Annotated in this window: 13 protein-coding genes; 9 read left to right on the plus strand and 4 right to left on the minus strand. The window is 45.2% G+C overall.

Features of this window, described 5'->3' with window-relative positions:
* The first annotated feature begins 3,923 nt into the window (after nt 1–3,923).
* Nucleotides 3,924–5,075: an IS200/IS605 family element RNA-guided endonuclease TnpB gene (gene tnpB / locus ACULM0_RS11040; RefSeq protein WP_463677586.1), complete on the plus strand. Its 1,152-nt coding sequence runs from the start codon at nt 3,924–3,926 to the stop codon at nt 5,073–5,075.
* Nucleotides 5,076–5,151: 76 nt separating this feature from the next.
* Complete coding sequence (locus ACULM0_RS11045; RefSeq protein WP_463677587.1) at nt 5,152–5,715, plus strand: stalk domain-containing protein; 564 nt, start codon at nt 5,152–5,154, stop codon at nt 5,713–5,715.
* Nucleotides 5,716–5,998: 283 nt separating this feature from the next.
* Here the strand turns inward: ACULM0_RS11045 and ACULM0_RS11050 are convergent, their stop codons facing one another.
* Nucleotides 5,999–6,595: a hypothetical protein gene (locus tag ACULM0_RS11050; RefSeq protein WP_463677588.1), complete on the minus strand. Its 597-nt coding sequence runs from the start codon at nt 6,593–6,595 to the stop codon at nt 5,999–6,001.
* A 213-nt stretch (nt 6,596–6,808) separates the two neighbouring features.
* On the opposite strand from ACULM0_RS11050, the gene ACULM0_RS11055 reads away from it, so the two are divergent.
* The 6 genes from ACULM0_RS11055 to ACULM0_RS11080 all read left to right on the plus strand — a co-directional run bounded on the left by ACULM0_RS11055 (nt 6,809) and on the right by ACULM0_RS11080 (nt 15,590).
* The gene (locus ACULM0_RS11055; protein ID WP_463677589.1) at nt 6,809–7,591 is read left to right on the plus strand and encodes a 2-keto-4-pentenoate hydratase; all 783 of its coding nucleotides are present in this window, start codon (nt 6,809–6,811) and stop codon (nt 7,589–7,591) included.
* A 188-nt stretch (nt 7,592–7,779) separates the two neighbouring features.
* Entirely contained in the window at nt 7,780–8,292 is a 513-nt protein-coding gene (locus tag ACULM0_RS11060; RefSeq protein WP_463677590.1) for a GNAT family N-acetyltransferase, read from the plus strand.
* Between the two features lie 200 nt (nt 8,293–8,492).
* Complete coding sequence (locus ACULM0_RS11065) at nt 8,493–10,226, plus strand: methyl-accepting chemotaxis protein (protein WP_463677591.1); 1,734 nt, start codon at nt 8,493–8,495, stop codon at nt 10,224–10,226.
* 387 nt (nt 10,227–10,613) lie between these two features.
* The gene (locus tag ACULM0_RS11070; RefSeq protein WP_463677592.1) at nt 10,614–13,199 is read left to right on the plus strand and encodes an MSCRAMM family protein; all 2,586 of its coding nucleotides are present in this window, start codon (nt 10,614–10,616) and stop codon (nt 13,197–13,199) included.
* A 402-nt stretch (nt 13,200–13,601) separates the two neighbouring features.
* Entirely contained in the window at nt 13,602–14,783 is a 1,182-nt protein-coding gene (locus tag ACULM0_RS11075; protein ID WP_463677593.1) for a hypothetical protein, read from the plus strand.
* A 90-nt stretch (nt 14,784–14,873) separates the two neighbouring features.
* Complete coding sequence (locus tag ACULM0_RS11080) at nt 14,874–15,590, plus strand: class D sortase (RefSeq protein ID WP_463677594.1); 717 nt, start codon at nt 14,874–14,876, stop codon at nt 15,588–15,590.
* Nucleotides 15,591–15,867: 277 nt separating this feature from the next.
* Here ACULM0_RS11080 and ACULM0_RS11085 read toward each other — a convergent pair whose 3' ends face one another.
* From ACULM0_RS11085 to ACULM0_RS11095, 3 genes are all read right to left on the minus strand, one after another.
* Nucleotides 15,868–16,698 (minus strand): LptM family lipoprotein, encoded by an 831-nt coding sequence (locus tag ACULM0_RS11085; protein WP_463677595.1) that lies wholly within the window; start codon nt 16,696–16,698, stop codon nt 15,868–15,870.
* Nucleotides 16,699–16,954: 256 nt separating this feature from the next.
* A complete protein-coding gene (locus tag ACULM0_RS11090) occupies nt 16,955–18,946 on the minus strand; it encodes a bifunctional DNA primase/helicase (RefSeq protein WP_463677596.1) in 1,992 nt (663 codons plus the stop codon).
* A gap of 723 nt (nt 18,947–19,669) precedes the next feature.
* A complete protein-coding gene (locus ACULM0_RS11095; protein WP_463677597.1) occupies nt 19,670–20,782 on the minus strand; it encodes a hypothetical protein in 1,113 nt (370 codons plus the stop codon).
* A gap of 3,024 nt (nt 20,783–23,806) precedes the next feature.
* On the opposite strand from ACULM0_RS11095, the gene ACULM0_RS11100 reads away from it, so the two are divergent.
* The gene (locus ACULM0_RS11100) at nt 23,807–24,505 is read left to right on the plus strand and encodes a hypothetical protein (RefSeq protein ID WP_463677598.1); all 699 of its coding nucleotides are present in this window, start codon (nt 23,807–23,809) and stop codon (nt 24,503–24,505) included.
* Nucleotides 24,506–24,891 lie beyond the last annotated feature (386 nt).

The following is a 24,891-nucleotide window of genomic DNA, read 5'->3' on the forward strand; positions in this document are numbered from 1 at the left end:
CCCACCAACATCCCATCCCATCACTTCCCACATCCCAAGTTCTATCCTAATTGAGAATAAGAAAGCCCCAAGCTCCTTCATCTTTGAGAAGGTTCTTGGGGTTATTTTCTTGCCACAAATGACGAGGATAAGGTGAAAACAAAGGTGAAAGTCGAAAGATGTACCCATGATTCCAAATAAGTTCGAGAACATAGGTCCACCGAGTTGTTTTCATCACTCCATTAACCTTCTTCTGTTCTTTTCTTTCATTATAAGAGGTCTTTCCTGCTCTATCTTTCCCCATATCCTTTTCCCATTATTCTTTCTCAGGGAGTCTTCCCATTATCAGTTTCCATATAAAATATTTTCCCCAAAACGTCTCAAATCAGACAATGAAACGTTGAAATTCCAATGTCTGTAGCGATGGTTCGCAATGTGAACCATTTCACCCAGAAACCGTCTGAGTATTATCCCATCACATTTTCACAGAGTACTTTTCCCACCCCTTTTCCCATCGTGTTTTCAGAGTACCTTCCCATTCCATTTCCCATCATCCGTTCATCAAGAGACTTTTCCCAGTATTAGTTCCCATCATATCTTTCCCCATCTTTATTCCGCTTCTATTCCATGATAGATTTCTTTTCTTTATCCATCATGAGAGAGTTCTTTTCCCGATAATTATTCTATTTTTCTTTCATTGGTAAAAGAGAATTGACAACATAATGAGTTTTTCATTAGGTGGTCGCGTGTGTGGCGCTTGATGATGAGCAGCTCTGGTAGGGTCTTTTAATGGTAAAAGAGAATTGACCATATTGTGATTTCCCATTCAGTGCTCTAGTGTGTGGAGTGCTATGATGAGTGGCTTTTGGGGGCCTTTTACTGGGTCGCTGCTAGGGGGATGGATTTGCACGAGTGAAAACTCATGCTGCGCTCCTTCTTTTCTGACCAAAGCCTTGCTATGAGATATCTCGTTGGGAATCCCTTTTCTCTACAAAGTAGCCAATGATGAAGAGTCTTATGGAGTGAAAATCGTGAACTTATGCTGGAAATTATGGGAAAATCATGAGCTCAGGTGCTTTTCATACAGTTTGGCGTTGGGGGAGCATCGATAGAGTGAGTTTTAGCACTCGTTTGAAGCCCATTGTAGATGAGGACTAAATCGATGGTAAAAGAGAAATGACCATATAATGAGTTTTCCTTCAGTGCTCTAGTCTGTGGTGCCCTATGCTGAGTAGCTCTGGGGGAAGGTCATTCAGTGGTAAAAAAGAAATGACAATATAACTAGATTTCAAGAGACATCTGTAAATGAGATTATACCAGGGAACTAGCTGTAGAGAGAGTATGCGTGAAAGGTGTGTATCTCCCAATTAAATGGGAAAATATAGTGAATCCTAGGATGTAATATCTTGTAATGGAATGTAATAGGATGTAATGGAATAGAAGGTAATGTAATGGGATTGGATTTGTGGAGTGATTGCTCACCAGTTTGCCATGCCTTGCTCACTAGTTTGCCGCATGTTGCTCTCTTATTTTGCCATAGTTTCCATAGAACAAACGTATGGGGTCTAGAATCGATTGTAAGCGTTTTGTACTGCTTCATGGGGATTCTATGCCACTTGAGCTTAGAGCGCCTCCTGAGCTCGTGTGAGGCTATGCTGGCTACTAGAGAACGAAGAAGGAAGTCTAGTTAATTGCAGCGCCATGATTTATAGCAATTGAGTTCAGGAGACAGTACCATCGAGTAGCTGAGCTCTATGCAATCAAGTTTTGAAGAAGGCCATGTTTTCATCAAAGCAAACTTATGGGCTCTGGTGTCGTTTCTGAGGGGCTTTTGCTTCTTGATGGGGGCTTTATGCTGCTGGAGCTTAGGAAGCCTCCTGAGCCCATGTGGGGCTATGCGGTTGTTGGATACAGCATAGAAGAGTTGATACCACAGTTCTCTAGACACACTGAGGATGAATTGTTACCTATGTGCTGAGTGAACTGTCATCATCCGTCAAAAGAAGGCCATGTTTCTATTAGAACAAACGTATGGGGTCTAGAATCGATTGTAAGCGTTTTGTACTGCTTCATGGGGATTCTATGCCACTTGAGCTTAGAGCGCCTCCTGAGCTCGTGTGAGGCTATGCTGGCTACTAGAGAACGAAGAAGGAAGTCTAGTTAATTGCAGCGCCATGATTTATACAAATTGAGTTCAGGAGACAGTACCATCGAGTAGCTGAGCTCTATGCTACCAAGCTACAGGAGAAGGTCTTAGCTTCCATCAAAACAAATACATGGCACCTGTTATCGATTCTGAGCGTCTTTTGCTTCTTGATGGGGCTTCTATGCTACTGGAGCTTACGAAGTCTCCTGAGCTCGTGTAGAGCCATGCTAGCTATGGATACAAAAAGGAGAAGTTTCTATCGGTAGACTGGAGTAAAAAAATAGGTTGCAGAGCAGGAGTTAATAATTGCACACCTCCCTACCTATCTGCAACCCATTGACATCTTTATGTTTTTGTCGGGAGTTTGGCTACGATAGCAAAGAGCCCAAGAAGAAGGAGCGTAGCACGAGTTGATATGAAAGAGCAAGCTTCCCCCTACTAGCGACCAGGTAAAATCTTTTGTTTTTAAACAGGATGTTTTTAGAATTGGCTCGGGTTGAAGAAAAGGTCGCAAAAGGGGGGGGCTTTTTTTCATTAGCAAGCTTCCACCTAATAGCGACCCATTGAAATGTTTGTGGTTTTACCAGGCACCTTCGAGAGGAAATTGCTAGACTCCTGTCAGGGGCTCCTGTTCTAGAACACTGATTTAGCTACTTCAAAAAGTCGCGTTTTTGGTGCCTATATAGGTTTATGTTATCACACAGTTGAAAAACACCTTACAAGCCAGTATTAGCAATGGCTACAGCGATTCATTTTAAAAAAAGGTTAATGAGGTTTTTCAAGGATTACTCGACAGGCACCTATCGAAAGTATGACATTTTTTTGTAAAAAAGAGTGTTCATAAAGATTCATAGGGAGTCTTCTTTTCTCTCTCACGAAGTCGTGTTTTTGGTGCCTATATAGGTTTATGTTATCACACAGTTAGAAAACCCCTACAAGACAGTATTAGCAATGGTTTCAGCGGTTAAATTCAAAAAAAGTTGTCGTAAGAAAAAAACAACTTTAATACAGTAGTTTATCTCACATTATTGAGAGGTCTTGTATGAACATGAAAAGTAAAAGGTGAAAAGTAACAAGGTGAACATCCATGAGATGAACCAACAAAGGTGAAAGTATAGGACGATTCTTATCTTTTCCTGGGAAAATGATGAAGATATCTGTACTGGGAGAGGAAAAACGAGAAAGATGATGGGAGATAACAAGGTGATAAAGAAAAGGTGAGAGCAGAAGGTGAATGTGAAAATGGGGAGAAAATGATGAAAGTGAGGGACCGCTCATTCTCAATTAGAAAACCAATATATGGGTATACCTCCTCTTGAGTGTAGAAGTATTTGTGTCACAAAAAGCTGAAAAAAGCCCCGGAAAAAAATCTGAGACTTTGCCTAAATCGCAAAATGGGTGCTCTAGCGTGTAAAACTTTGTGTCAGGAAGAAAATGGAGAATGTAGGGATTGGAATGGGTTGGGGGTGGTGGTGAGTGTAAATGTTTAGTGTAAGTCTACAAAGTTATTGGTCGAACAAAGATGAATCATATGGTTTGATCAATTGATCACAAGAAATGAACCCCAATCCGTCTACGCTGTATAGCGTGATGGATTGGGGTTCTTTCGATTCTTGGAGGTTAAGTACCGGTAAACGGGCTGTTTCCTTTCTCCTTATGCGCAAAGTAACTTTTATGCAATAAGCGAGAACACCCGTGACTTCAGTCGTGGGATGAACCTGTGGACTTTGTCCTAGAGTCACTGATAAACTAGACATGAACATATATTCTAATAAAATCTTTGCAAGGAGGTGGTTTTTTGTTACAGCATAAGGCGTACAAGTTCAGAATCTATCCTGACAACGCTCAGAAAGAACAGATCGCAAAGACAATCGGCTGTAGTCGATACATCTTCAATCACTTCCTTCACGAATGGGAAACCGCCTACAAAACCACCGGCAAAGGATTAACCCGCAGCATTTGTTCGAGTCAGCTTCCTTCGCTTAAGAAAGAGCTCTCCTGGCTAAAGGAACCTGATGCCATTGCTCTTCAAGCGTCAATTGAAAACCTCCAAGATGCCTATACACGGTTTTTCAAAGGAGAGTCAAAACATCCACGGTTCAAGAGCAAGAAAAACCCCGTCCAGTCCTACAAGACAAAACATACAAACGGTAACATTGAGGTAGGGGGCAACAAAATCAAACTTCCGAAACTGGATTGGGTGAAGTTCGCTAAAAGCCGCGAGGTTGAAGGTCGCATCATCAATGCTACCGTCCGCAGAAATGCTGCAAACAAGCATTTTGTTTCAATTCTTTGTGAAGTCGACATCGCGCCTTTAGAAAAGACGGGCTCTTCTGTTGGGATCGACCTCGGACTGAAGGATTTTGCCATTCTTTCCGATGGAACGGTCTATGACAACCCAAAATTCTTCCGCTCGCTCGAAAAAAAATTAGCTAAAGAACAGCGCATTCTTTCTCGCAGAAAAGAGCGAGCGAAAAAAGAGGGACGGAAACTGTCCGACGCGAAGAACTATCAAAAGCAAAAGCGAAAGATTTCTCTCCTTCACGAGAAAATTAGGAACAGATGCGAAGACTACCTCCATAAGCTTTCCACCGATATCGTCAAAAACCACGACGTGATCGGCATCGAAGATCTTCACCTAAAAGGCATGGTGAAAAACAAAAAACTTTCGAAGGCGATTTCCGAGGCAAGCTGGGGGCTTTTCCGCGCCATGCTCGAGTACAAAGCAGACTGGTACGGTAAAACCGTAGTAAAAGTTGCCCGGAATTTCCCTTCAAGCCAGCTCTGTTCATCATGCGGATACAGAAATAAAGCCGTTAAGGATCTCTCCGTGAGAATATGGACATGCCCTGAGTGTGGCACCACTCACGACAGAGACATGAACGCAAGCATGAATCTTCAAACCGAAGCCGAACGGCTTCTAACCGTTGGGACCACGGGGTTAGCCTAATAAACAACTGCCCGTTAGGGCGGTTTTCCTAGGAATCTTGGCACTTCAGTGCCGAGTTGTTCAAGGTGGCGATCAAGTGACAGCTGAAATGAAGCCCCGAGACGTGGAGGGTGCGCTGATGGTACCACTGGCAAGCACGCTGCGCGCCATGGGATACACTGTTACCTGGAACCATGAGATGAAAAGCGTGGAAATCCTACGAGGCGCCCAGTGGACGCAGGTAATCATCGGTGAGAATCGTTATGCGAAGAACAAGATGGCACCGCGCCCCTTATCGCAGGCACCGGTGATCGTCGATGGACGTACCCTGGTACCCGCTGAGTTTTTCACGGTGATTCTAGACCAGAAGCTGAAGGTTGAGTCAGGGGATCTGATGTTCTCCGATGCTTCCACGGAAGTACCAGTCATCCACAACGGGTTCGTTCAAGAGATTGCTTATGATGAAACGGGCGCCAAGATTATCACGTTGTCGCGTGTCGAAGGTTCCGATGCACCGGAAGACCTGGTGGTTCTGTACACCTCTTCCGCCTACACCTATGAGCAGAGAGAAATCGCAGTAGGAGACCGGATCACGGCCCTTGGTTCTGATGTTATGATCGCGAGCTTACCTCCGCAGACGACGGCTTATCTGATCTACTGATCCATAGGCATCTACTAGGTTGCACAGTAAGTTAGCGAAAACCTGATTGCCTGGGAGGGCAAAATTTAGAAGTAAGAGAAACCGACCGAAGGACAGGCGCTGAATAGGCTCTGTCTCTCGGTCGGCTTTTTCGTGTGCAGCGGATAGTCAAACCGTGATGGTCATGGAGATTGCGCTGAGTTATAGATGGGGGAGATCTTTTTGAGTCAATCCTTTAGATCAACGGCAAAAGCGCGAATGCCAACTGGGTGAGCGGTGGGCGGGCGCTTTTAGCTAGGGTGGGTCAGTCCGTCAGCCACTTTTGCTGTACCTTGTCCTTTTGCTTCTCCAGGTAGATGTCGGAAAGAGTGCTCACGGGGCAGACCACGCACCAGGTGCGGGGTTGGTAGAAAAGGCCCATGATGAGTCCAACGAAAGTGGTCGTGAAGAACATACTGAAGAAGCGGTAAGACAGGTGCAGAAGCCAGGGGGCAGCAGAGAGCTCGACCATCTGTGGGATGGTGAAGGGGACCCTGAAGGCGATGAAAAAACGCAGGTACTCCATGGGAGCAATCCGGCTACTTAGTACACCAAAAGTGGACATGGTCATGAAGAAAATATTCAAGAGAAAGAACCTCAAGAAAAAGGTCTTGGTCTTTTCCGACCGGATCCACTGGGGGATGGGACGCTTGCCCAGGGGGTTGTTCTTCAGAAGTGTGGTGAAAAGATCTGCCCTAGGGCAGTGCTTGTGGCACCAGGTTTTCTTCTGGTCTCGTTTGAGGAGCACAAAAGGTAGGACCATGCAGATGGTACCGAGCCAGGCAAACAGCATGTTGAAAAGCCCTAGGAGGAAAAAGAGCAATGTGAAGATGTACAGGTTGTTTTTGAAGAATGATCGCATAGGGTCACCTCATTTTCGTCTGTTTTCGTCCCCTCTAGAGGGGGGTATCGAGAAACAGTATACCAAGAAACGTCCCCAGAGGTCAATCACTTTCGGTCAAATGACTCGAGAGTCGAAAGGTTTTGATTATTCTGCCGTAGAGGGATGTTTGAATGCACGTTGAGACGTGTAAAAAGAGAACATGGATATGCGATGAGAGGGGAGTGAATGACGATGGATAGAAAACAGATGCACGAGCAACTGGCCGGAAAACTGTATGAAGCCACTGCTGAGCGAAGACCGATCAAACCGGTGATCACTTCGGTGCCGGACCTAACGGTGACCGATGCTTATCAGGTACAGAAGATCCAGATAGATCGGTGGCTGGCGGACGGACAAAAGCAGCTGGGATGGAAGATCGGCCTGACCTCCAAGGCCATGCAGGAGGTGCTGGGTGTCGACCAACCGGACTTCGGACACCTGACGGACGCCATGCTGGTCAAGGACTTTGTGGTGCCGAAGGACCGGCTGATCCAGCCCAAGACCGAGGCGGAGATCGCCTTTGTGTTGAAGGAGGACTTGCAGGGTCCGGGGGTCACCGCAGACCAGGTGCTCGCGGCCACGGACTATGTGGTGGCGGCCATCGAGGTGGTGGATAGCCGGATCATGGACTGGCGGATCGGTCTGGTGGATACGGTGGCGGATAATGCGTCTTCCGGGATGTACCAACTGGGCCGGGTCAAGAAAAGACCAGAGGAAGTGGATCTGAAACACATCCACGTGATGTTGCACCAAAATGGTGAGAAGATTAACGAGGGCTTTGGTAGCGCTGCGCTGGGCGATCCGGCCTTTTGCGTGGCCTGGCTTGCCAACAAGGTATCGGAATTCGGTGGTAGCTTAAGGGCGGGCGAGGTCATCCTGTCGGGAGCGCTGTCCGCTGCGATACCGGCAGAGTCCGGTGACCGTTTTACAGCTACCTTCACAGACCTGGGTGCTGTCAACGTGCGTTTTGAGTGATTATCTAGGATTTCTGAAAGGAGCTTGCTGAGAGTAGGCTCCTTTTCAATAGAAAACACGGCTCGTGGAGTGGGTTCAAGGTGAAAGGCACATGGTTAAGGAGATTGGGGAAAAGTAGTGCGAGCTAATGACCATCGTGCGGGTTATAATGAGGGAAGAATCAGACAAAAGGGAAAGGGGAGAGTTTTATGCGACTAGTCAAACCGTGTAGTCAATTGCAGGAGACGTTTTTAGACTTTGTAAAAGATGTAAAGGCAGCCGAGCGGGATACTTATGAACACTATGTTCAGGGGGAAACGGATTTTGAAGGTTACCTGTCAACTTATGATGACCTATCAAGGGGGATCGGCGTGGAAAAGGGGTGGGCCCCTACTTCGAGCTTTTGGCTCATTGATGAGAGGGAAGAAATGATCGGGGCGATTCGGATCCGACACCATGTGAACAGTACAGAACTGGAGGCCGCGGGTCATATCGGCTACGAGATCCGTTCGGACAGTCAAGGGCGCGGCTATGGTAAGATCCTTCTGAGGTTGGGACTGGACCAGGCTAAGAAGATGGGGCTTTCCGAGGTGCTGATCACCTGTGATGCGGACAATGGGGCTTCGAAGCGGCTTATTGAGTCGGTGGGTGGCGTATTTTTAAAAGAGCTTCCCGATCCAGACTCAGGGGAGCCGGTGCTGCAGTACCGGGTGGTGTATTAAGGGGAAACCGGTTAACGGGGGAGGGGACTGTCGGTTTTTGTCGATTTGCTATTTCGTTCACTGTCTATCTATAGTACAATGATGAGTACCTATTGTGATAATTGCTCGCAAAATGTATTTTTAATGATGACAACCATCTATTACTCTCATGATGGGGCAAGGGGTATGAAGTTATTCATCACTAGTAAAGGGGTGGACGGATGAACAGTTTAAAATGGCGGCTTGTGGTTTCGATTATTATTCTGCTCACGGTGAGTGTGCTGATCACCGCTGGTTTTGGTATATACACGGCGCAAGAGGGCATGAAGGGTATCGAACGGTTTACGCTCACGGAGAAGTTAGAGAGTGACCTGGCCTATATGAAGAGCGAGGGGCAGATTCTTCACGGTGCTTTTACACTGGAGGAGGGTCAGTTGGTCGATGCCTGGGGAGATTCTGTTCGGGATGATTACCGGCTGGTGGACCGTATCGAGGAGAACGTGGGTGTGGCCAGCACGATCTTTATGCGCGAGGGAAATGCTTTCCTGCGCGTGACGACGAGTATTCTCAGTGAGGACGGCGAGCGGGCCGTGGGGACCTACCTTGGAAAAGAGTCTGCGGCGTATCCGAGTATGATCTCGGGTGAACGTTTTTACGGAGAGGCCACGATCCTAGGGATCGATTATTTGACGGTCTATGATCCTTTGATTTCCGGTGACGAGGTGATCGGGATTCTCTTTGTGGGTGTGCCGCTTGCCGAGGTAGACCAGATGATCGACGACCGGATGAGTCGGTTTTACCGGGTGAATGCCATGCTGCTGGTTATTCTGCTTTCCGTAGGTTTTGTGTGGGTATTTTTACTCTCAAGTCGGATCGCCGGACCGATCACGTCGATTTCCGGCGCGGTGGAGAAGCTCGGGGACTATGATCTGAAAGAGGATATCCCGGAGGCACTACAGAAGCGCAAGGATGAGGTGGGAACCATCGCACGGGCAGTCCAGCGCGTGACGGAGAGCCTTAGAGACTTGATCTTGGATACGCAGCAGACGGCGGTGGCACTGACGGGATCTTCCGATCAGTTAACAGAGACGTCAAAGGGTGCTGCGACGACTGCCCAGGAGATTTCGGATACGGTCCAGGAGATTGCCAAGGGGGCGACGGACCAGGCCCATAGCACGGCAGATGGCGCGGAGAAGTTGTTCGAGCTGGGCGGCTATATCAATGCATCAAAAGAGCAGACGGAGACGCTGGGACGCTCCACTGAGAGCGTGAGCCGCCAGGTCGGAGAGGGTCTGCAACTCATCGGGGACCTATCTACTGTGACGGACCGCAGTAGTGGGTCTACGAAAGTGGCTTCTGAGAGCATAGCCAAGACGCACGAGAGTGCAGGGCAGATTGCCGAGGCTAGCCAGTTGATCGCTGCTATTGCCGAGCAGACGAATTTGCTCGCGCTGAATGCGGCGATCGAGGCGGCCCGTGCGGGCGAGCACGGACGGGGTTTTGCCGTGGTGGCCGAGGAGATCAGGAAGCTTGCAGAGCAGTCGACGGCTTCAACCAGGAAGATCGATGAGATGGTCGATCGTCTATCGAAAGATGCAGAAGAAGCCGTGGGTAAGATGCAGGAGGCTTCTGAAGCCGTGACAGAGCAAGTGGAGAAAGTAAGGGATACCGAGGAGCGCTTCGACCAGATCAATGAGGCCATGCGCTCTGCGGAGGATGCGCTCAGGCTTCTCCGTGAGACGAGCAATCATATGGAGGTCAGCCGTCAAGAAGTGCAGGAGACGATCGAGAGTTTGTCTGCTGTGGCCGAGGAGAATGCGGCTTCTACAGAGGAGGTTTCTGCGTCGATGGACCAGCAGACGGAGTCCTTTGAAGAGCTGTCTGCGTCGAGCGAGAGGTTGTCGGATCTTGCGAAAAAGCTCGAGGCGATGATCCAGCGGTTCAGGCTTTCGTAAAAACAAAGAAAGTAAAAAAGTTGAAAAAGCCCCATAAGCCCTTATAATCAGGGTTTTGGGGCTTTTTTCGTGCGTTTTTCTTGCGAAGACGTTATCGGAAAATTCATGTAATTGATCTGTAATTCAGAAAAAACAGGGCAATAATGCACCGATGCTATAATGACCTTACAAAGTGAGAAGGCTTCTCACGAAAGAGTATAAAAACTCAGGGCATCAAAAGGGTAGGTGATTGGCGTACATGCTTTGGGAGCAGAAATTTTTAGACGTTGTATGGAGCGGCGCTAAGTCGGCCGACTCCAGATTCTCTTTATTCCGTTACGGTTGATCTTCTACGGTGGATCGTCAATACGAGGGTTAGATAATTTAGTATGAAAGAGGTGGCATGATATGTTGGGAACAGGAATCAAACATAGGAATTTTTTCATTTACCTTTTGGTGTTGATGCTTGTAGTAGGGACATTGCCAGTGAGTTTTGCGGTTACTGGCGGACAGGATCCAAGTGGACTTCCTGAATGTGCAGAAGAACTCAGTGATGATCGAATTGAACTTAATGGGAACTATGATATTGGAGATGTCATTACTAGTGGAGCAATTACCATCACAGTTACCGATGTTAAAGTAGAAGATGGTAAAAGCGAAGTTATGGAAATCTCCTGGGAATCAGATGGAGAGCCCATTGTTGCCGTCTTCATGAAAGCTGGCAGCGATGACGATGATAGTAATCTATATGTATATAATCCAATGGTTTACAGCGATAGTGGAGTTGTAGTCGGCGGGAAAAAGGGACTTAGTCATGTAAGATTCTATGTATGTCACCCTGGTGAACTGACCGTTGAAAAGGAATTCTCAGGGGATTCGGTCGTCGGTGATGGATATGAGTTTAGTTTTACAATCACTGGTCCTCACGACTACTCAGAAGAAATTACTATTACAGACGATGGTGAGTTCACATTAGATAATCTCGTATCTGGAGACTATATCGTTAGTGAAGATACAGATGACATGCCAATGAATTTCACCTTAGATAGTGACAATGATATTCAAGTGACTGTTATCGGGGACGAAAACACTGTAGTATTCACGAATAGTTACGATGCACCGGAAGAACCGGATCCACTGGGTAGCCTGACAATCGAAAAAGTATTGACTGGAGATCCAGAACCCGCAGGAACGAATAATTTCATCTTCCAAATTACACATCCTGATGAGAGCATCACAAATGAAACGATCGACGGTGCAGGAACGATTACACTTGATGAGTTAACACTCGGAACATACCTGATCGAAGAAGTGGAAGCTGACATGCCAGCAAACTTCTCACTGACATCGGATAATAACCTGAGTGTCACCTTGAGTGAGCAAAACCTCGACGATTCAGTATCATTTACAAATGATTACGACGCACCGGAAGAACCGGATTCACTGGGTAGCCTGACAATCGAAAAAGTATTGACTGGAGATCCAGAACCCGCAGGAACGAATAATTTCATCTTCCAAATTACACATCCTGATGAGAGCATCACAAATGAAACGATCGACGGTGCAGGAACGATTACACTTGATGAGTTAACACTCGGAACATACCTGATCGAAGAAGTGGAAGCTGACATGCCAGCAAACTTCTCACTGACATCGGATAATAACCTGAGTGTCACCTTGAGTGAGCAAAACCTCGACGATTCAGTATCATTTACAAATGATTACGATGCACCTACTGAAGAACCGGATCCACTGGGTAGCCTGACAATCGAAAAAGTATTGACTGGAGATCCAGAACCCGCAGGAACGAACAATTTCACCTTCCAAATTACACATCCTGATGAGAGCATCACAAATGAAACGATCGACGGTGCAGGAACGATTACACTTGATGAGTTAGCACTCGGAACCTACCTGATCGAAGAAGTGGAATCTGAAATGCCAGCGAATTTCTCACTGGTATCTGATAACAACTTGGTAGTAACACTGAGTGAGCAGAATCTTGAAGATAGTGTGGCGTTTACCAATGATTACGACGAACCGCAAGAACCTGAAGAGCCAGAAGGTAGCCTGATTATCGAGAAGGAAATCTTCAGTGAGTTTTACCCAGATGCAACCAATACCTTTACCTTTAGTATCGAGGGTCTTGAGTACAGTAGTACGAGAACCATCGATGGAGAAGGCGAAGTCACCATCTCAGGTCTAGCACCTGGTAGCTACACGGTAACAGAAACGGGTATGCCAGAAGGGTTCACGGCAGTGGCCATAGTCTCTGGTGAGACGCTTCTTGAAGCCGATAGCATGACAGTAGACGTTGTAGATGATGGAACGACACGAGTGATCGTGAGAAACGTATACAACGAACCGGAAGAACCAGAAGAACCAGAAGGTAGCCTGACGATCGAGAAAGTATTGACTGGAGATCCAGAGCCCGCTGGAACGAATAATTTCGTATTCAGTATCACGGGAACTGAGTTCAGTGACACGGTAACGATCGATGGTGAAGGCGAAGAGACATTATCGGGTCTCGTCCCAGGGAACTACACCGTAACCGAGACGAGCATGCCGACAAACTTCAGTTTCGTTAGCATCATGGCAAACGATGATGTGATCACCGCATCACAGAGCGTGGAAATCACAGTCGTTGACAATGGTGAAAGAACGGTAGTCTTCACAAACGCATACAATGAGCCGGAAGACAATGATGAACCGGTGGATGATGACGATGATGAGGATGAACCGAATGGGCCGACAACCTTTATCGATCTGACAACAGATGAGGTAGAGATTGAAGAGCCAGTACCACAGGCACCAGCCCTTCCGAAACGCCCGAAAGTGATCAATCCTCCTGATGAGGAGATTGTCCTTGATGAGCCAATTCCGGAAGCACCCGCAGCATTACCACAAACTGGCGAATTACCTCCTAGTCTTTTCTACGGACTCGGATCACTTCTCAGCTTGATGGGTGTGACACTGAAGAGAAAAGACAGATAATCTGTAATGGCGGATAGAATGGCAAATTGATGCGAAGCTCTCTTTTATTAGGGGGCTTCGTTTTTCTTGCTTGGCCAGACGGAAAAGGAGCATCATTTCGCCATAGATCGGGCCATTTCTTTTTTTGTAATTGGTTCGTAATGCATAAAACACAGTAGAATAACAAACCAATGCTATACTTACATTACAAAAAGAGAAAGGTTATCAAGTTGGAATAGAAACTAAGGAGAAACAAGGGAAAGAGAGATCGTTGATGCTTTGGTATCAGAATCAACTGAGCCTTGGTTGGAGCAGCGATTACGAAGTCCCTCTCATTAGTACCCAATATGCGTGAGTATTGATCTTCCACAGTGGATCATCAATTGAGGGTTAGATCATTTAGGATGAAAGAGGTGGCATGTTATGTTAGCTAAAGGATTGAGACATTGGAATTTTTTCATTTACCTTTTGGTCTTGGTGTTTGTAGTAGGTACATTGCCTTTCAGTTTTGCATATGACATGAGTTACGAGGAAGGAAATGACAAAGATTTAGATCTTAACAATCCACGTATTCACAAGTTCGATGATGATGTAATCGATGAGAATTTAGTTGATGGTGACGTTGTCTCCAGTAGTGCAATCACCATTACCATAACGAGCAAGGGTGCAAAAACCCTAGAGTGGGAATCGGATGAGCCAGTCGCTTATGTTTTTGTAAAAGCAGGAGACGGTGGAAATCTCTATCATTACAACCCGGCTACATACTCAGGTTCAGTTGAAACCCCACTGAATAATGGTGGTAAGCAAGCGGCCCTCAGTCATATCTCCTTCTACGGCCCAGTAGATGAAGACCCAGTAGATGAAGACCCAGTAGATGAAGACCCAGTAGATGAAGACCCAGTAGACGAGGATCCAGTAGATGAAGACCCAGTAGATGAAGATCCAGTAGATGAGGATCCAGTAGATGAAGATCCAGTAGATGAAGACCCAGTAGATGAAGACCCAGTAGATGAAGACCCAGTAGACGAAGACCCAGTAGATGAAAAACCAGCAGATGACAACGCAGTAGATGAAGACCCAGTAGATGAAGATCCAGTAGATGAGGATCCAGTAGATGAGGATCCAGTAGATGAGGATCCAGTAGATGAGGATCCAGTAGATGAGGATCCAGTAGATGAGGATCCAGTAGATGAAGATCCAGTAGATGAAGATCCAGTAGATGAAGATCCAGTAGATGAGGATCCGGTAGATGAAGATCCGGTAAATGAAGAACCCGCAAGTGAAGAAGAACCTGAAGAGTCTGCACCGGTGACCACATCAAATACTGGTGGCGGCAGTGGTGGCGGAACAATTTTCATAGATCTGACGACTGAAGAGGTAGAGATTGACGAGCCATTACCTGAAGCACCCGCGCCTCAAGTACCAGACCTTCCCAAACGCCCGAAAGTGATCAATCCTCCTGATGAGGAGATTGTCCTGGACGAGCCGATTCCGGAAGCACCCGCAGCATTACCACAAACTGGCGAATTACCTCCTAGTCTTTTCTACGGACTCGGATCACTTCTCAGCTTGGTGGGTGTGACACTGAAGAAAAAGGGTAAATAATCTGTATAGAAGGGTTTAGCAAGAAAAATGAGCGGGGTCCTCTTTGGGGCTCCGCTTATTCAACAGTAGAAGATGAGGAGGTGCTGGCACATGAAACGCAAGACATCGATTTTATTGATTCTAGCCGGGTTACTAATCGCCAGTTACCCACTGCTCGAGAGACTCTATACCCATGTACAGCAGACAAGGATCTTGGCAGAGCTAGATGAACCGGTTCCCGAGGGGAGTACCACGACAGAACAGTATGAAGAGCTACAGGGGCTCTTTGAGGAAGACCAGCGTGTGGAGGCCGTGGCGAGTGACTTCGATGAGAAGCCCGGATTAGATCTGGACTTTTCTAGAGAGATCGCTGAGGAGAAGCAGCTGGCGAGAAATGAGAGTGCCCTTGCCGTGGACGGCGGTGATGGGGAAGCCACTCGCATCATCGGATCCCTTTCGATCGATAAGATCAATCTCAGGATTCCGATTCTCTACGGTGCGACAGAGGCCAATATGAAAATTGGCGCCGGGCAGATCGATGGGACGTCCAGTATCGGTACCATCGGAAACGCGGCCCTGGCGGCCCACCGTAGTTATACCTACGGCAGGTTCTTCAACCGCCTGGATGAGGTGGAGGTAGGGGACCAGCTGATTGTCGAGAAGGCTGGTAAGACCTACACCTACCGCGTGTACAAGAAGCACGTGGTGCTTCCGGAGGACACCAGTGTCCTGAACAGAAACGATACGCATAAGGTGCTCACGCTTGTTACCTGCACACCGATCCGAGTGGCCAGCCATCGGTTGATCGTCCATGCGGTGATGGAGTAGCCGGGTAGCTGGTGGTCGTCTCTAGAGCTTCCCATGAGGCTACCTCTGCTCTCCACGGTCGTTTCACTCCCGCACGGGCCCTGTTGCGGCTTCAGCGGCTGTGTGGCGAGGTGGTAGGATGGGGGAATGCTGAAGGGCGCAGCAGAAAGGATCAATACAAAGCAAATGAAAAGATCATAGGCCCACGAAAAAAAAACCGGCGCAAGCCGGTTTTCCCTATGCTGAGATGGTTCGAGCAAGAGCTAGTTGCTACCTAGCTACCCTATTGCTTGTCCACTCACGGAATGGGGATCTCCATATCCGCGGGGTTCATGTCCTCTAAAGTGGAGGGATCGACAAAGTCGTCGATGCTCATGAAGGTGACATCATCCGGTGGTGTGAACAGGTCATCGGAGAAGGTGCGGTTGGCGTCGATTTCCGTGACGGTGTAGGTGCTGACGATTTCACCGTCGATTAGGGATTCGACTTTCAGAGGATACCAGTATTCTGTGGACAGCCACTGTCTCGATACAGTGTTCATGGCTTCTAGGTCAAAGGCCGTCTCGTAGTAGACCACGGGTTGTCCTTCGTAGGTGGTTCTTTCGGCTTCGATCAGACCTTCACCGATCTCGTCAACAAGGGATGTGGTGTTGTCCCATGCGTATTCGCTGACGTTTGTGCCGGTGTTATAGTCGCCTTCGTCGGTGAAGACGAAACCGGTATCTTCTCCTACGGTATAGGTATAGAGCATTTGCTCGGTCACGTTAAAGATCACGATTTGTTCTATTTCCCCTAGGGTTGTTTCCATGCGGTAGTTGTCGCCTTCTAAATAGCTAACGGTGCTGAAGGTCTGTCCTTCCGCTTCGTGGGTTCCCTCTACGTAGATGGTTTCTGGCGGCTGCATGTTGAGCGAGGTAATCAGTTCAAGCCCCGTGAGGGTTTCTGCTTCAGTCTCCTCGGGTTCTTCAGCGGGCTCCATGTCGGTTTCTTCCGATCGCAGGGGGTCTTCTACTTCTGCCTCAGGATTTCCCGCAGGTGTCGGTTCCGGAGGTATTTCGTTTGATCCGCAACCTGCTACCGTGAGCATGAGGGCGAAGGCCAAAGCCCAGATGCTTATTTTTCTCATCATGTTCTTCGCTTCCTTTCAAGTATTGCCTGATTAATTCGTGACGGTTTATTAACCGCTCCTACTCACTTATTACCCGGAAAGCGGGATAGAATGCAAGAAAGGTACGTCGTTCAAAGAGGGCTTTTAATGGTTGTGAAATATTAGAAGGAGACCGATAATAGTTCGGTCTCTCTAATATTGATAGATCTACTACAACTCTGAACCTATGTTGCTTAGAAAGCAAAGATCTATACGGTTCAACTGTTAACGAAAGTAATCAGTTTGAGTCGTCTAGGCTGACACTCTCAAAGGAGTTAAATGCCGGGTAGTATTTAAGAATGCCTGAGGCTTCCTTCATACCCATACGGTTCTTTTCTACTTTCACCCGCAGCTTTCTGTAGGAGCCTACGTCTTTCAGTTTCCCAGTTACTTCATTCCACTTTCCGTTCTCGTCAGTGTAGCACCATGGCTCCAATAGAATAGAGGAATCAGCAGTGAACTCGATGCTCCCGCTTCCTTTGTAGCGGTCTTGAGCTGCTAATGCATTCTTACTGGTCCTTCTGTTGAAGGATGAAATCGCAAGTACTGGGCACATGAGCTCCTCTGAAAGGCTCCTCAACTCGCGGACAGCTCGGTCGATGTTACGAATTTCCGAATGCTGGTCGTTTCCTCTGATGATTTGTAGGTAATCGACTACCACTAAGGGACTTTCATTGTACTGCTTCATGATCTCCTCAACAGTCATCCGGATGTGATCAACTTCAAAGTCTATCTCATTATCAATAATGTGTAGGTGTTGAAGTGCTCCTTCACTGGCAATTTCACCAGCTTTGCGAACTGAATCGAGACCGGCATGTGACATGAAAACAGATGCGTACTCGAAGGGAGTGATTTCTGTCCGGTTCATGAAGCTTGTAAGAGAGAGGGCTCGTAGTGTCATTCGTAGGATGCTAATCTCTAGGGAGAAGTAAATGACGGGTCTTCCCTGGCTGGCGACGTGATTCGAAATGAACATAGCAAGAGCTGATTTTCCTATCGAAGTCTCAGCACCAAGTACGTGAAGACCTTGATAGAGTCCACCTCCGAGGATTTCATCTAGACATGCGAGCCCAGTAGATCTGGGTGCTTCGGTACGAACTTTGTCAAGTTGTTTGTAGAAACTACTAGCTAGATAGCTGGCTACGTTTGCTGTTCTGGGTACGAATCCTTCTGCAGGCGGTTTTGGGGAGGTGTTAGCAGCTACATTGCTCTTTTCAGGAGTCTCTTCAATGACTGTGAGAGCAGGAGAGGCTATTTTTTCAATCCCAGCTTCGATGAGTTCGTTGACGGCCTTCAGCATACCTTCTGGGTCATTTTTCCCCCAGTTAGCAGGATCACCGAACTCTTCAGGGACGAGGAGCCTTGCGTCTGCAAATGCTTGCAGACTGTCCATGGCATTAAGCCCAGCGTCATCGTTGTCGAGCATAAGGACAAAGCGGATATCCTTCATCTGTGGCATAGAGCTTTTTAACTCACTAGGGAAGTTAACGCCATGCAAACCAACAGCTTCAAAGCCTGTGATGCTTTCAAACACTAGTGCATCTATAGTACCCTCAACGATGAACACTACAGACTGCTCGGTCTTGCCTTTTAGTAGATGCTCATTGAATCTCATAGGTTCAAGCTCATTCTTTGACGGAACAAGGTACTTCGCGCCAGAATCGTCTAGATTCCGAGCTGTGTAGTAAAAGCACTTACTATCTTCCCATACGGGAAGAATCGCTCGAGCAGAGTAGCTGTTATAGAGGGGTGGATTACCAATCGAGAGCTTGTACTTATCAATCACATCATCGGAAATGCCACGTTCGTAGAAGAACTCACGAGACAGGTTAGACTTGTGGAGTGTGATGATGTCCTCAGTTAACTTGTCTATCGTAGCAACCTTAGACGAGGAACCATCTGCAGAGTTAGCCTCCGATTTCTTGAGAGGTGTTTCTCGCTGCGTAGTTGCTTTGACATTTGCAAGCTCGCGAATCTTCAGTGCAGCCGATTTTTGATCTAGACCTTCTACTTGCATGAAGTAGTCATAAAGGCTGCCTCCTTCACAGCATCCAGAAAGTGAGTTGAAGATCCCTTCGGATCCATTGATAGAGAAGTGGTCCTCGTGACCGCAAACAGGGCAAGGATTGAGCCAAAGATTGTCTCCTTCCTTATCAGTAGAGAAACTGCCACTTTCAAGAACGTATTTCTTGAAATCGATGGCATGAATCATTTCGTTGAAATTTTCCATAAAAACCTCCAATAATAGAATTAGTAGTCTTTAAGAACATGTAGTAATACAGGCTCGATAAAGAAGTCAAATGTCTTCTCATAGACATAACTATGAAGAGAGATAAAGCTTTGCGTTGAGGACTCACGATACTTTACGAGTAACGAGATCGAGAGTTCTCACCTCTTAAATGACCACAGAACCATTCATAGAATCAAAGATCTGATGGAACAATGTAATCTTATGAAGATTCACATGGGATGGCGTGAACTTTTCCATATGAGTCACCTAAGAGGTAATGAAACCAAGAGATCTATGAGTTGACTAAGAAGTGACTATTCAGTTATTCTAGGGCTCTGTGAACACTGAAGTGACTGTGATAGACCATAACACGTACAAACTCAATGTAATACCTCCGGTACTATTCTGTGAATGACTACAAAGATTAGACTGAAAATCTAGTATATCCTGAAATCGTTAGGGATCATGAAAGAGTCCGACTTTAGCGATCAAAGGGTGGAATGCATTTTCCTGCTAGATGTTTAGCAAGCTACATGTACCTAAAGCAACACCTAGTTGAAAAAGCAGTATTAAAACCGAAATATTTCGACACTTTCGATACTGGGTGTCGATAGATTTCATTCAACTCTGAAACTAACTCTTCCGGTTTCACGGATCTCCGACTTCAGCGATAAGTACATGATAGTGTTCTGCTTAAAGAATCTTAGCTCACTCGACGAAAAGCTACTCTTCATGAGGTTTCTTAAGATGGATATGGAATGAGATATCCATCTTCTTGCCCTTCTTTTCGAAGTCAAAAATGAAACCTTTTTCTTTAAAACCAGCCAGGATTTTCATCGCAGATCCTACGCATGCATTACGTTTACGAGAGTCAGTGACAATATCATCAAACGTCATACTTAACTTACTTCTTTCGATGAGGGTGTCAAGTCGAACTACATTGCTTCGAGGGTTACCCAGATAGCCCTTCTTATTAGAAGACCTCATGTACGTGATTTGTCGGATCAAATAGTAAGCTATCAGAACTCGATCGAGTGTCTGATGATAAGAGTCAAGACGTAGCAAATTTCGATCGACACTGGCAAGCTGTCTGATTGCCTTTGAGTACCTTAAGAGAACAGGCTCATCATGAAGCTCAATCACACTTTGCTCAGACTTACCATAGGAAATGCTTAGAAAAGCAATGCTAATAGCAGATCCAGTGAATGTGTTCGGCGTACCAGGAGAAAGCTTGTAAGTTTCAAACTGCTCTTCGCAGAAAATTTCGAACCGAGCGTTCTGTAGTTTGATCAAGGAATGAACCACTCTACGGGTATAAGCTTTAGAGGGATTATAGTTCCTCCTGTTGTCTTTGGCTCCAATCATTTTCACGAAGTTATTTAGCGTAATGTAGCGATAATCTTCGTTGTGCAAAGTGGAAATATAATCGTGTACCAGAAAATCAAAAGCATCGAGATTGTTCCCTTCAATATTACTCAGATCAACAATATAGGAAACGGAAACCTTATGATTGTATCTTTTAGCTGGAATTGAGATGGTTCCCCTTCTCCCCATATTGGCTTTGTGCTTTATCTCTCGATATAATAGGGTTGTCGAGAAAACAAAGTTAGGGGGTAATGGCTTACGAAGATCTTTACGGATGCGGTTGACTTTCTTTGGACTCGACGTAGCTTTAAATAGGACAGATCCTTTTTTCGAGTAATAAGATAGCAAACTGCGAATATCCTGATCGGTCGAGGCGATGCTAGATGACATGTTTCTCATCTCTTCATATGAAGTTTTTATGACGTCTGAATCATACATCGAAATATGTCGATGTAATTTGATATCTGACATATATACCTCCATTGTTAAATCGGTTAAGTTATCATGATGAGAGATAACCAGTTATAATCTTCTGCTCTACAGGTATGAAGTTTCTGGAGAATGTTTCGGTCTAGTCTACTTTTTAAGCTACTAATATGGATACTATCTGGTTATTTGGATAACTCTTCGGATCCATTCTGTTTGAGCTTTTATGGAGACTTATTAGTTTTCATGTGAACTTGCGACCTGGATAGAACTAGGATTTTTAGCGATCCTTAGAACTCTTAGATAAAGCTTTGATGAAGTCTCACTTTAATGCAATAATTGGTCTTGGTAACCATATCGGGTTATCGTGAGAACCACTACAGACAAGACGAATGGGTCTGAGGTGAATCATAGCTGATCGCTTAATTCAATTCTAGCATCAGCAAAAAGTGAATCAAAGTGCTTTTCGCAGTTTTCTATTATTTTGAATCAAATCATTTGTCTACTAAAGAACGATGAATATGGTGGATTTTATGTTCTGACATACCATATATTGATAAGTAGATTGACTTCTAATCTAGAGAAGTAACCGTCAGCTCGCTCTTTTCCGTTGGAATGGTGAAGCGAGAGAGCTGCCAAAGTGAAATAATATATATTCTAAATTTCATTTTTCAAAATATTCAAAATATTCATAGGGTGTTGTAATATTTCTTTAAAATAAAAAATGACCTCTGTCGGCTCAAGTCGGCGAGAAAAAAACGATTTCTTTGCTCGAAACGATCGGAGCGTCGACGTGATGATGGTCATTTATTCTAGTTAATTTAAATCGACCTAGTTATTGAGTTGATAGAGTGTAGTTTGATTGTTTAGGAGTTAGTTCCTAATTTCATGTTAGTTCTACCAGTTTGCCACGCGAAAAATCATTAAACGTGTCTCGTGAACTGTACTTAACCGAAAAATTAGGTGTCTCCATTACCAGAACGGCTTTATTTCAGTTACAATAAAGATACCTAGAGCATAAATATTTATGGTAGAGCTTTAGAGTTACCTCATAAAGAGATGAGATAATTGATCAATAGCGACTTGGAATCCTGCTACTAAAATATGGTAATCAAGGAGTTGGCTCAAGAATCCTACTACTATTTTCTCCTGTAGATGGATTCGTCTTTGGCTTCGATACTACGCCTTCATCATCTGATAGAACCAAAATGATTCTAAGATAAAACTAACAGCGCCGGATATCTTTTAGATTAACGATAATGGATTCGAGCTACTTATGAGACAAGAGATTTTTGATCTACAAGCATGGATCTCATCAGCCTAAGAACTCAAGATAATCTATTTGATTTAATATTCGATGATCTAAATGGAACTAGCTAGCTCAAGGTGATAATCAGTACCTTGTGGACTGGAGCTACTTAGAAAACATAAGATTCTTCGTCTCCAAGCATGAGTCACTAGCTTGGGATACTCAATGAAATAATCAGAGAACGACTTAATCTGTTTACTTGTAAGAGAACTCTCTAACATGGATGATACCGATAGCTTGTAATTTCTTTGACCAAAACGAGACCTCTCTATTAGAGAAAACATGTACCGCATATGTGTACGTATCTAAAGCATGTTTTGATGGACCTTTCGAAATTCTAAAACTCAATCCGAACTCATTCGCTAGAATACTCGACGGATTAAATGAGAGTAGGATAGCGCTAGAGAATACTCGTTACGATAATCAAAGTGACTCTTCGAAAACTACAGAGTCTTCTAAGAGATCTTGATCAGCTTGAGAGTCTGTAGCACGTAGCTAAGCGCGAAGTTTCGAAAGGTTTCAGCTCATCTAATAAGCGAATAGCCTATCAATTGATGAATCGAAACGAAAAGCAGGAGACAATCTTCTTAAAGGAGTCAACTAGTTGCCAAGTCTTTCTCAGGTGTGTCTAGTCACTAGAAATAAGCTATGACCTGAGTTACTTAAGAAACTTGAGCATTTTTCTCGTGAATAAAGTACGCTCAGATGTTCAAAATGAGCTAGGAATCAGTATTCCATGAGAATCTCTTCTAAGAACCAGTAACTAATAGAAAGCACTTGAACTCAGTGAGTGCGACTTTCTCAGGTAAGTAGCGAAGTCAAGCGAGTAAACGAGAACGAGGAGTTAGCAGCTAGGAAGAAAATTTAAAAGATATCACTGATTTTACTCCTTGGTAGCTGGAGTATCAGAACTAACTCGAATAAGAATCTAGCAGCTAGGAGAAAAAAATTGAAATTATGAGCTGGTTCTATTGCTACTGTCGACTTCCGTATTCGATCAAACGATGTTAGAGATTCGCTACAGCTAGGAGTAAGCAAAAAACAGGCTGTTGAACAGGTGATCTCTATCGCTAGAAGTTGATAAGTGAAGAAGTGGTTCTTAACTGGTAGGAAATAGCGGCTAGACTGAGTGAAATAGCTTGCAATAGGGGAGTAGTAGAGAGAAATGCTTTGCTGAGTGATGAGACGAACTCTGTGTTATGAGGGTGTGTGATTGTGTTGAAATCTTGTATGTAGTACTCGAAAGACAGCAGGGGATCATGAAAATAATTGCGGCGGCAGTATCGAAAGACAGCAGGGGATCATGAAAATAATTGCGGCGGCAGTATCGAAAGACAGCAGGGGATCATGAAAATAATTGCGGCGGCAGTATCGAAAGACAGCAGGGGATCATGAAAATAATTGCGGCGGCACGTCAAGTGACGACGCATACAGACATATAATGTCTTATAGAGAAATCCGAGAACAAGTTCTAACAGAGTAATAGCAAGGGTTTGAAGTGGTTTTGAAAGGACCATTTTTTTACAAGGTTTACGTACTTATTTGCAAGTTGTACTGAGAAAAATACATTCTTTACGCACTTTTGTGTAATATTTTTACATTTTCAAGATCGCCAAGATAGGAACCAATGAATATTTCTGCATCTCAAGAGCAACTGTTGATGTTTATGGATCGCGTTTTGAGGCAAAGACGAGAATACCTGTAATCCTAGTGAGTTACCTCATCGAGATTTTGATAACTAATAGAAGGAGAGATGCGTTTTGAAGGGACCAGTAGATATTTCGCACGATGAGTATCTAGTTGATACCTTTGGTTCATCGATCAACTCTTCAAGCATAGATGAGCTTGAGTGGGGATATCTTAAGCAACACCTTTTGTGGTACCGGTTTCGTACAAATCCAAGAAGAATAGAAACCACTAAACAACAGCGGTTTAAAAAAATGCTCCTTGAACTAGTCTTTCAAGCAGCACGTCTGAATGTGCCTATTCTTACATTCCCTGTGGTAGAGAGCATCGTATATGGTTTCGACGCTAGTTCAACTACATCAGATAGAACCCAGATGGTTCTAAATCTAAAGCGCGCATCGGACTATATCTTTGAAACCGATGATCATGGACTCGAACTATTACGTGGGATAAACTTCTTTGTATCCGAGAACGAGTCAGAAGCATGGAGTGTACTTCGAAATTTATCTGATAGAAGCAAATTAGAAAGCATGCTCGACAAAGAGCTTACCAGTGCAGATGATGCTATCCGCTTGATCCTCTCATTACTTGAAGCGGAGCCCTTTTTCGGAGGTAACCTGCGTACGGCATATCTCTATGTATCCAAAGTATGGTTTGAACTCTCCGGAGAAGTCCTGAAGCTTAATCCGGACTCTTTCAAACAGATATGTAACGCATACATTGAAGGGAGAGTAGCTATAGAAGGCGTGTATTACTCGCATTTGAGAAGTTAGATGAGCGAGGTGGTATTTGAAGGTCATTAGAGAGAAGTAGTGTTATAGCTTTCTCTGATTGACCATACTTTGATCTCAAGTTTTGATGCACGTTGCTCGTTTTTTTGACGCGGATTTTCAATCTTAGCAGCGAGATGTCTCAGTTAAGTAGAGTCATCAAGGCATCTCACTTTGAAGCACTGTTTGAATCATATGATTGTCAAGCAATTGCTCGTCCGCTGTGATGCGAGAATTGAAGCTCGCTTACACAACAGTTCTCTGATTGCACATGGAGTGCCAGCACTATAGAGAAAGATTTCTTCTAGAGACTTCTCCGTAAAGATCTCCTTTTTACCTCCTGCTTAGCTCAGATGTGCACTCATGCACTCAGTCATTCCCTATGTGTT

It is taken from the genome of Halotolerantifilum yawarlongkerapense (assembly GCF_054506745.1).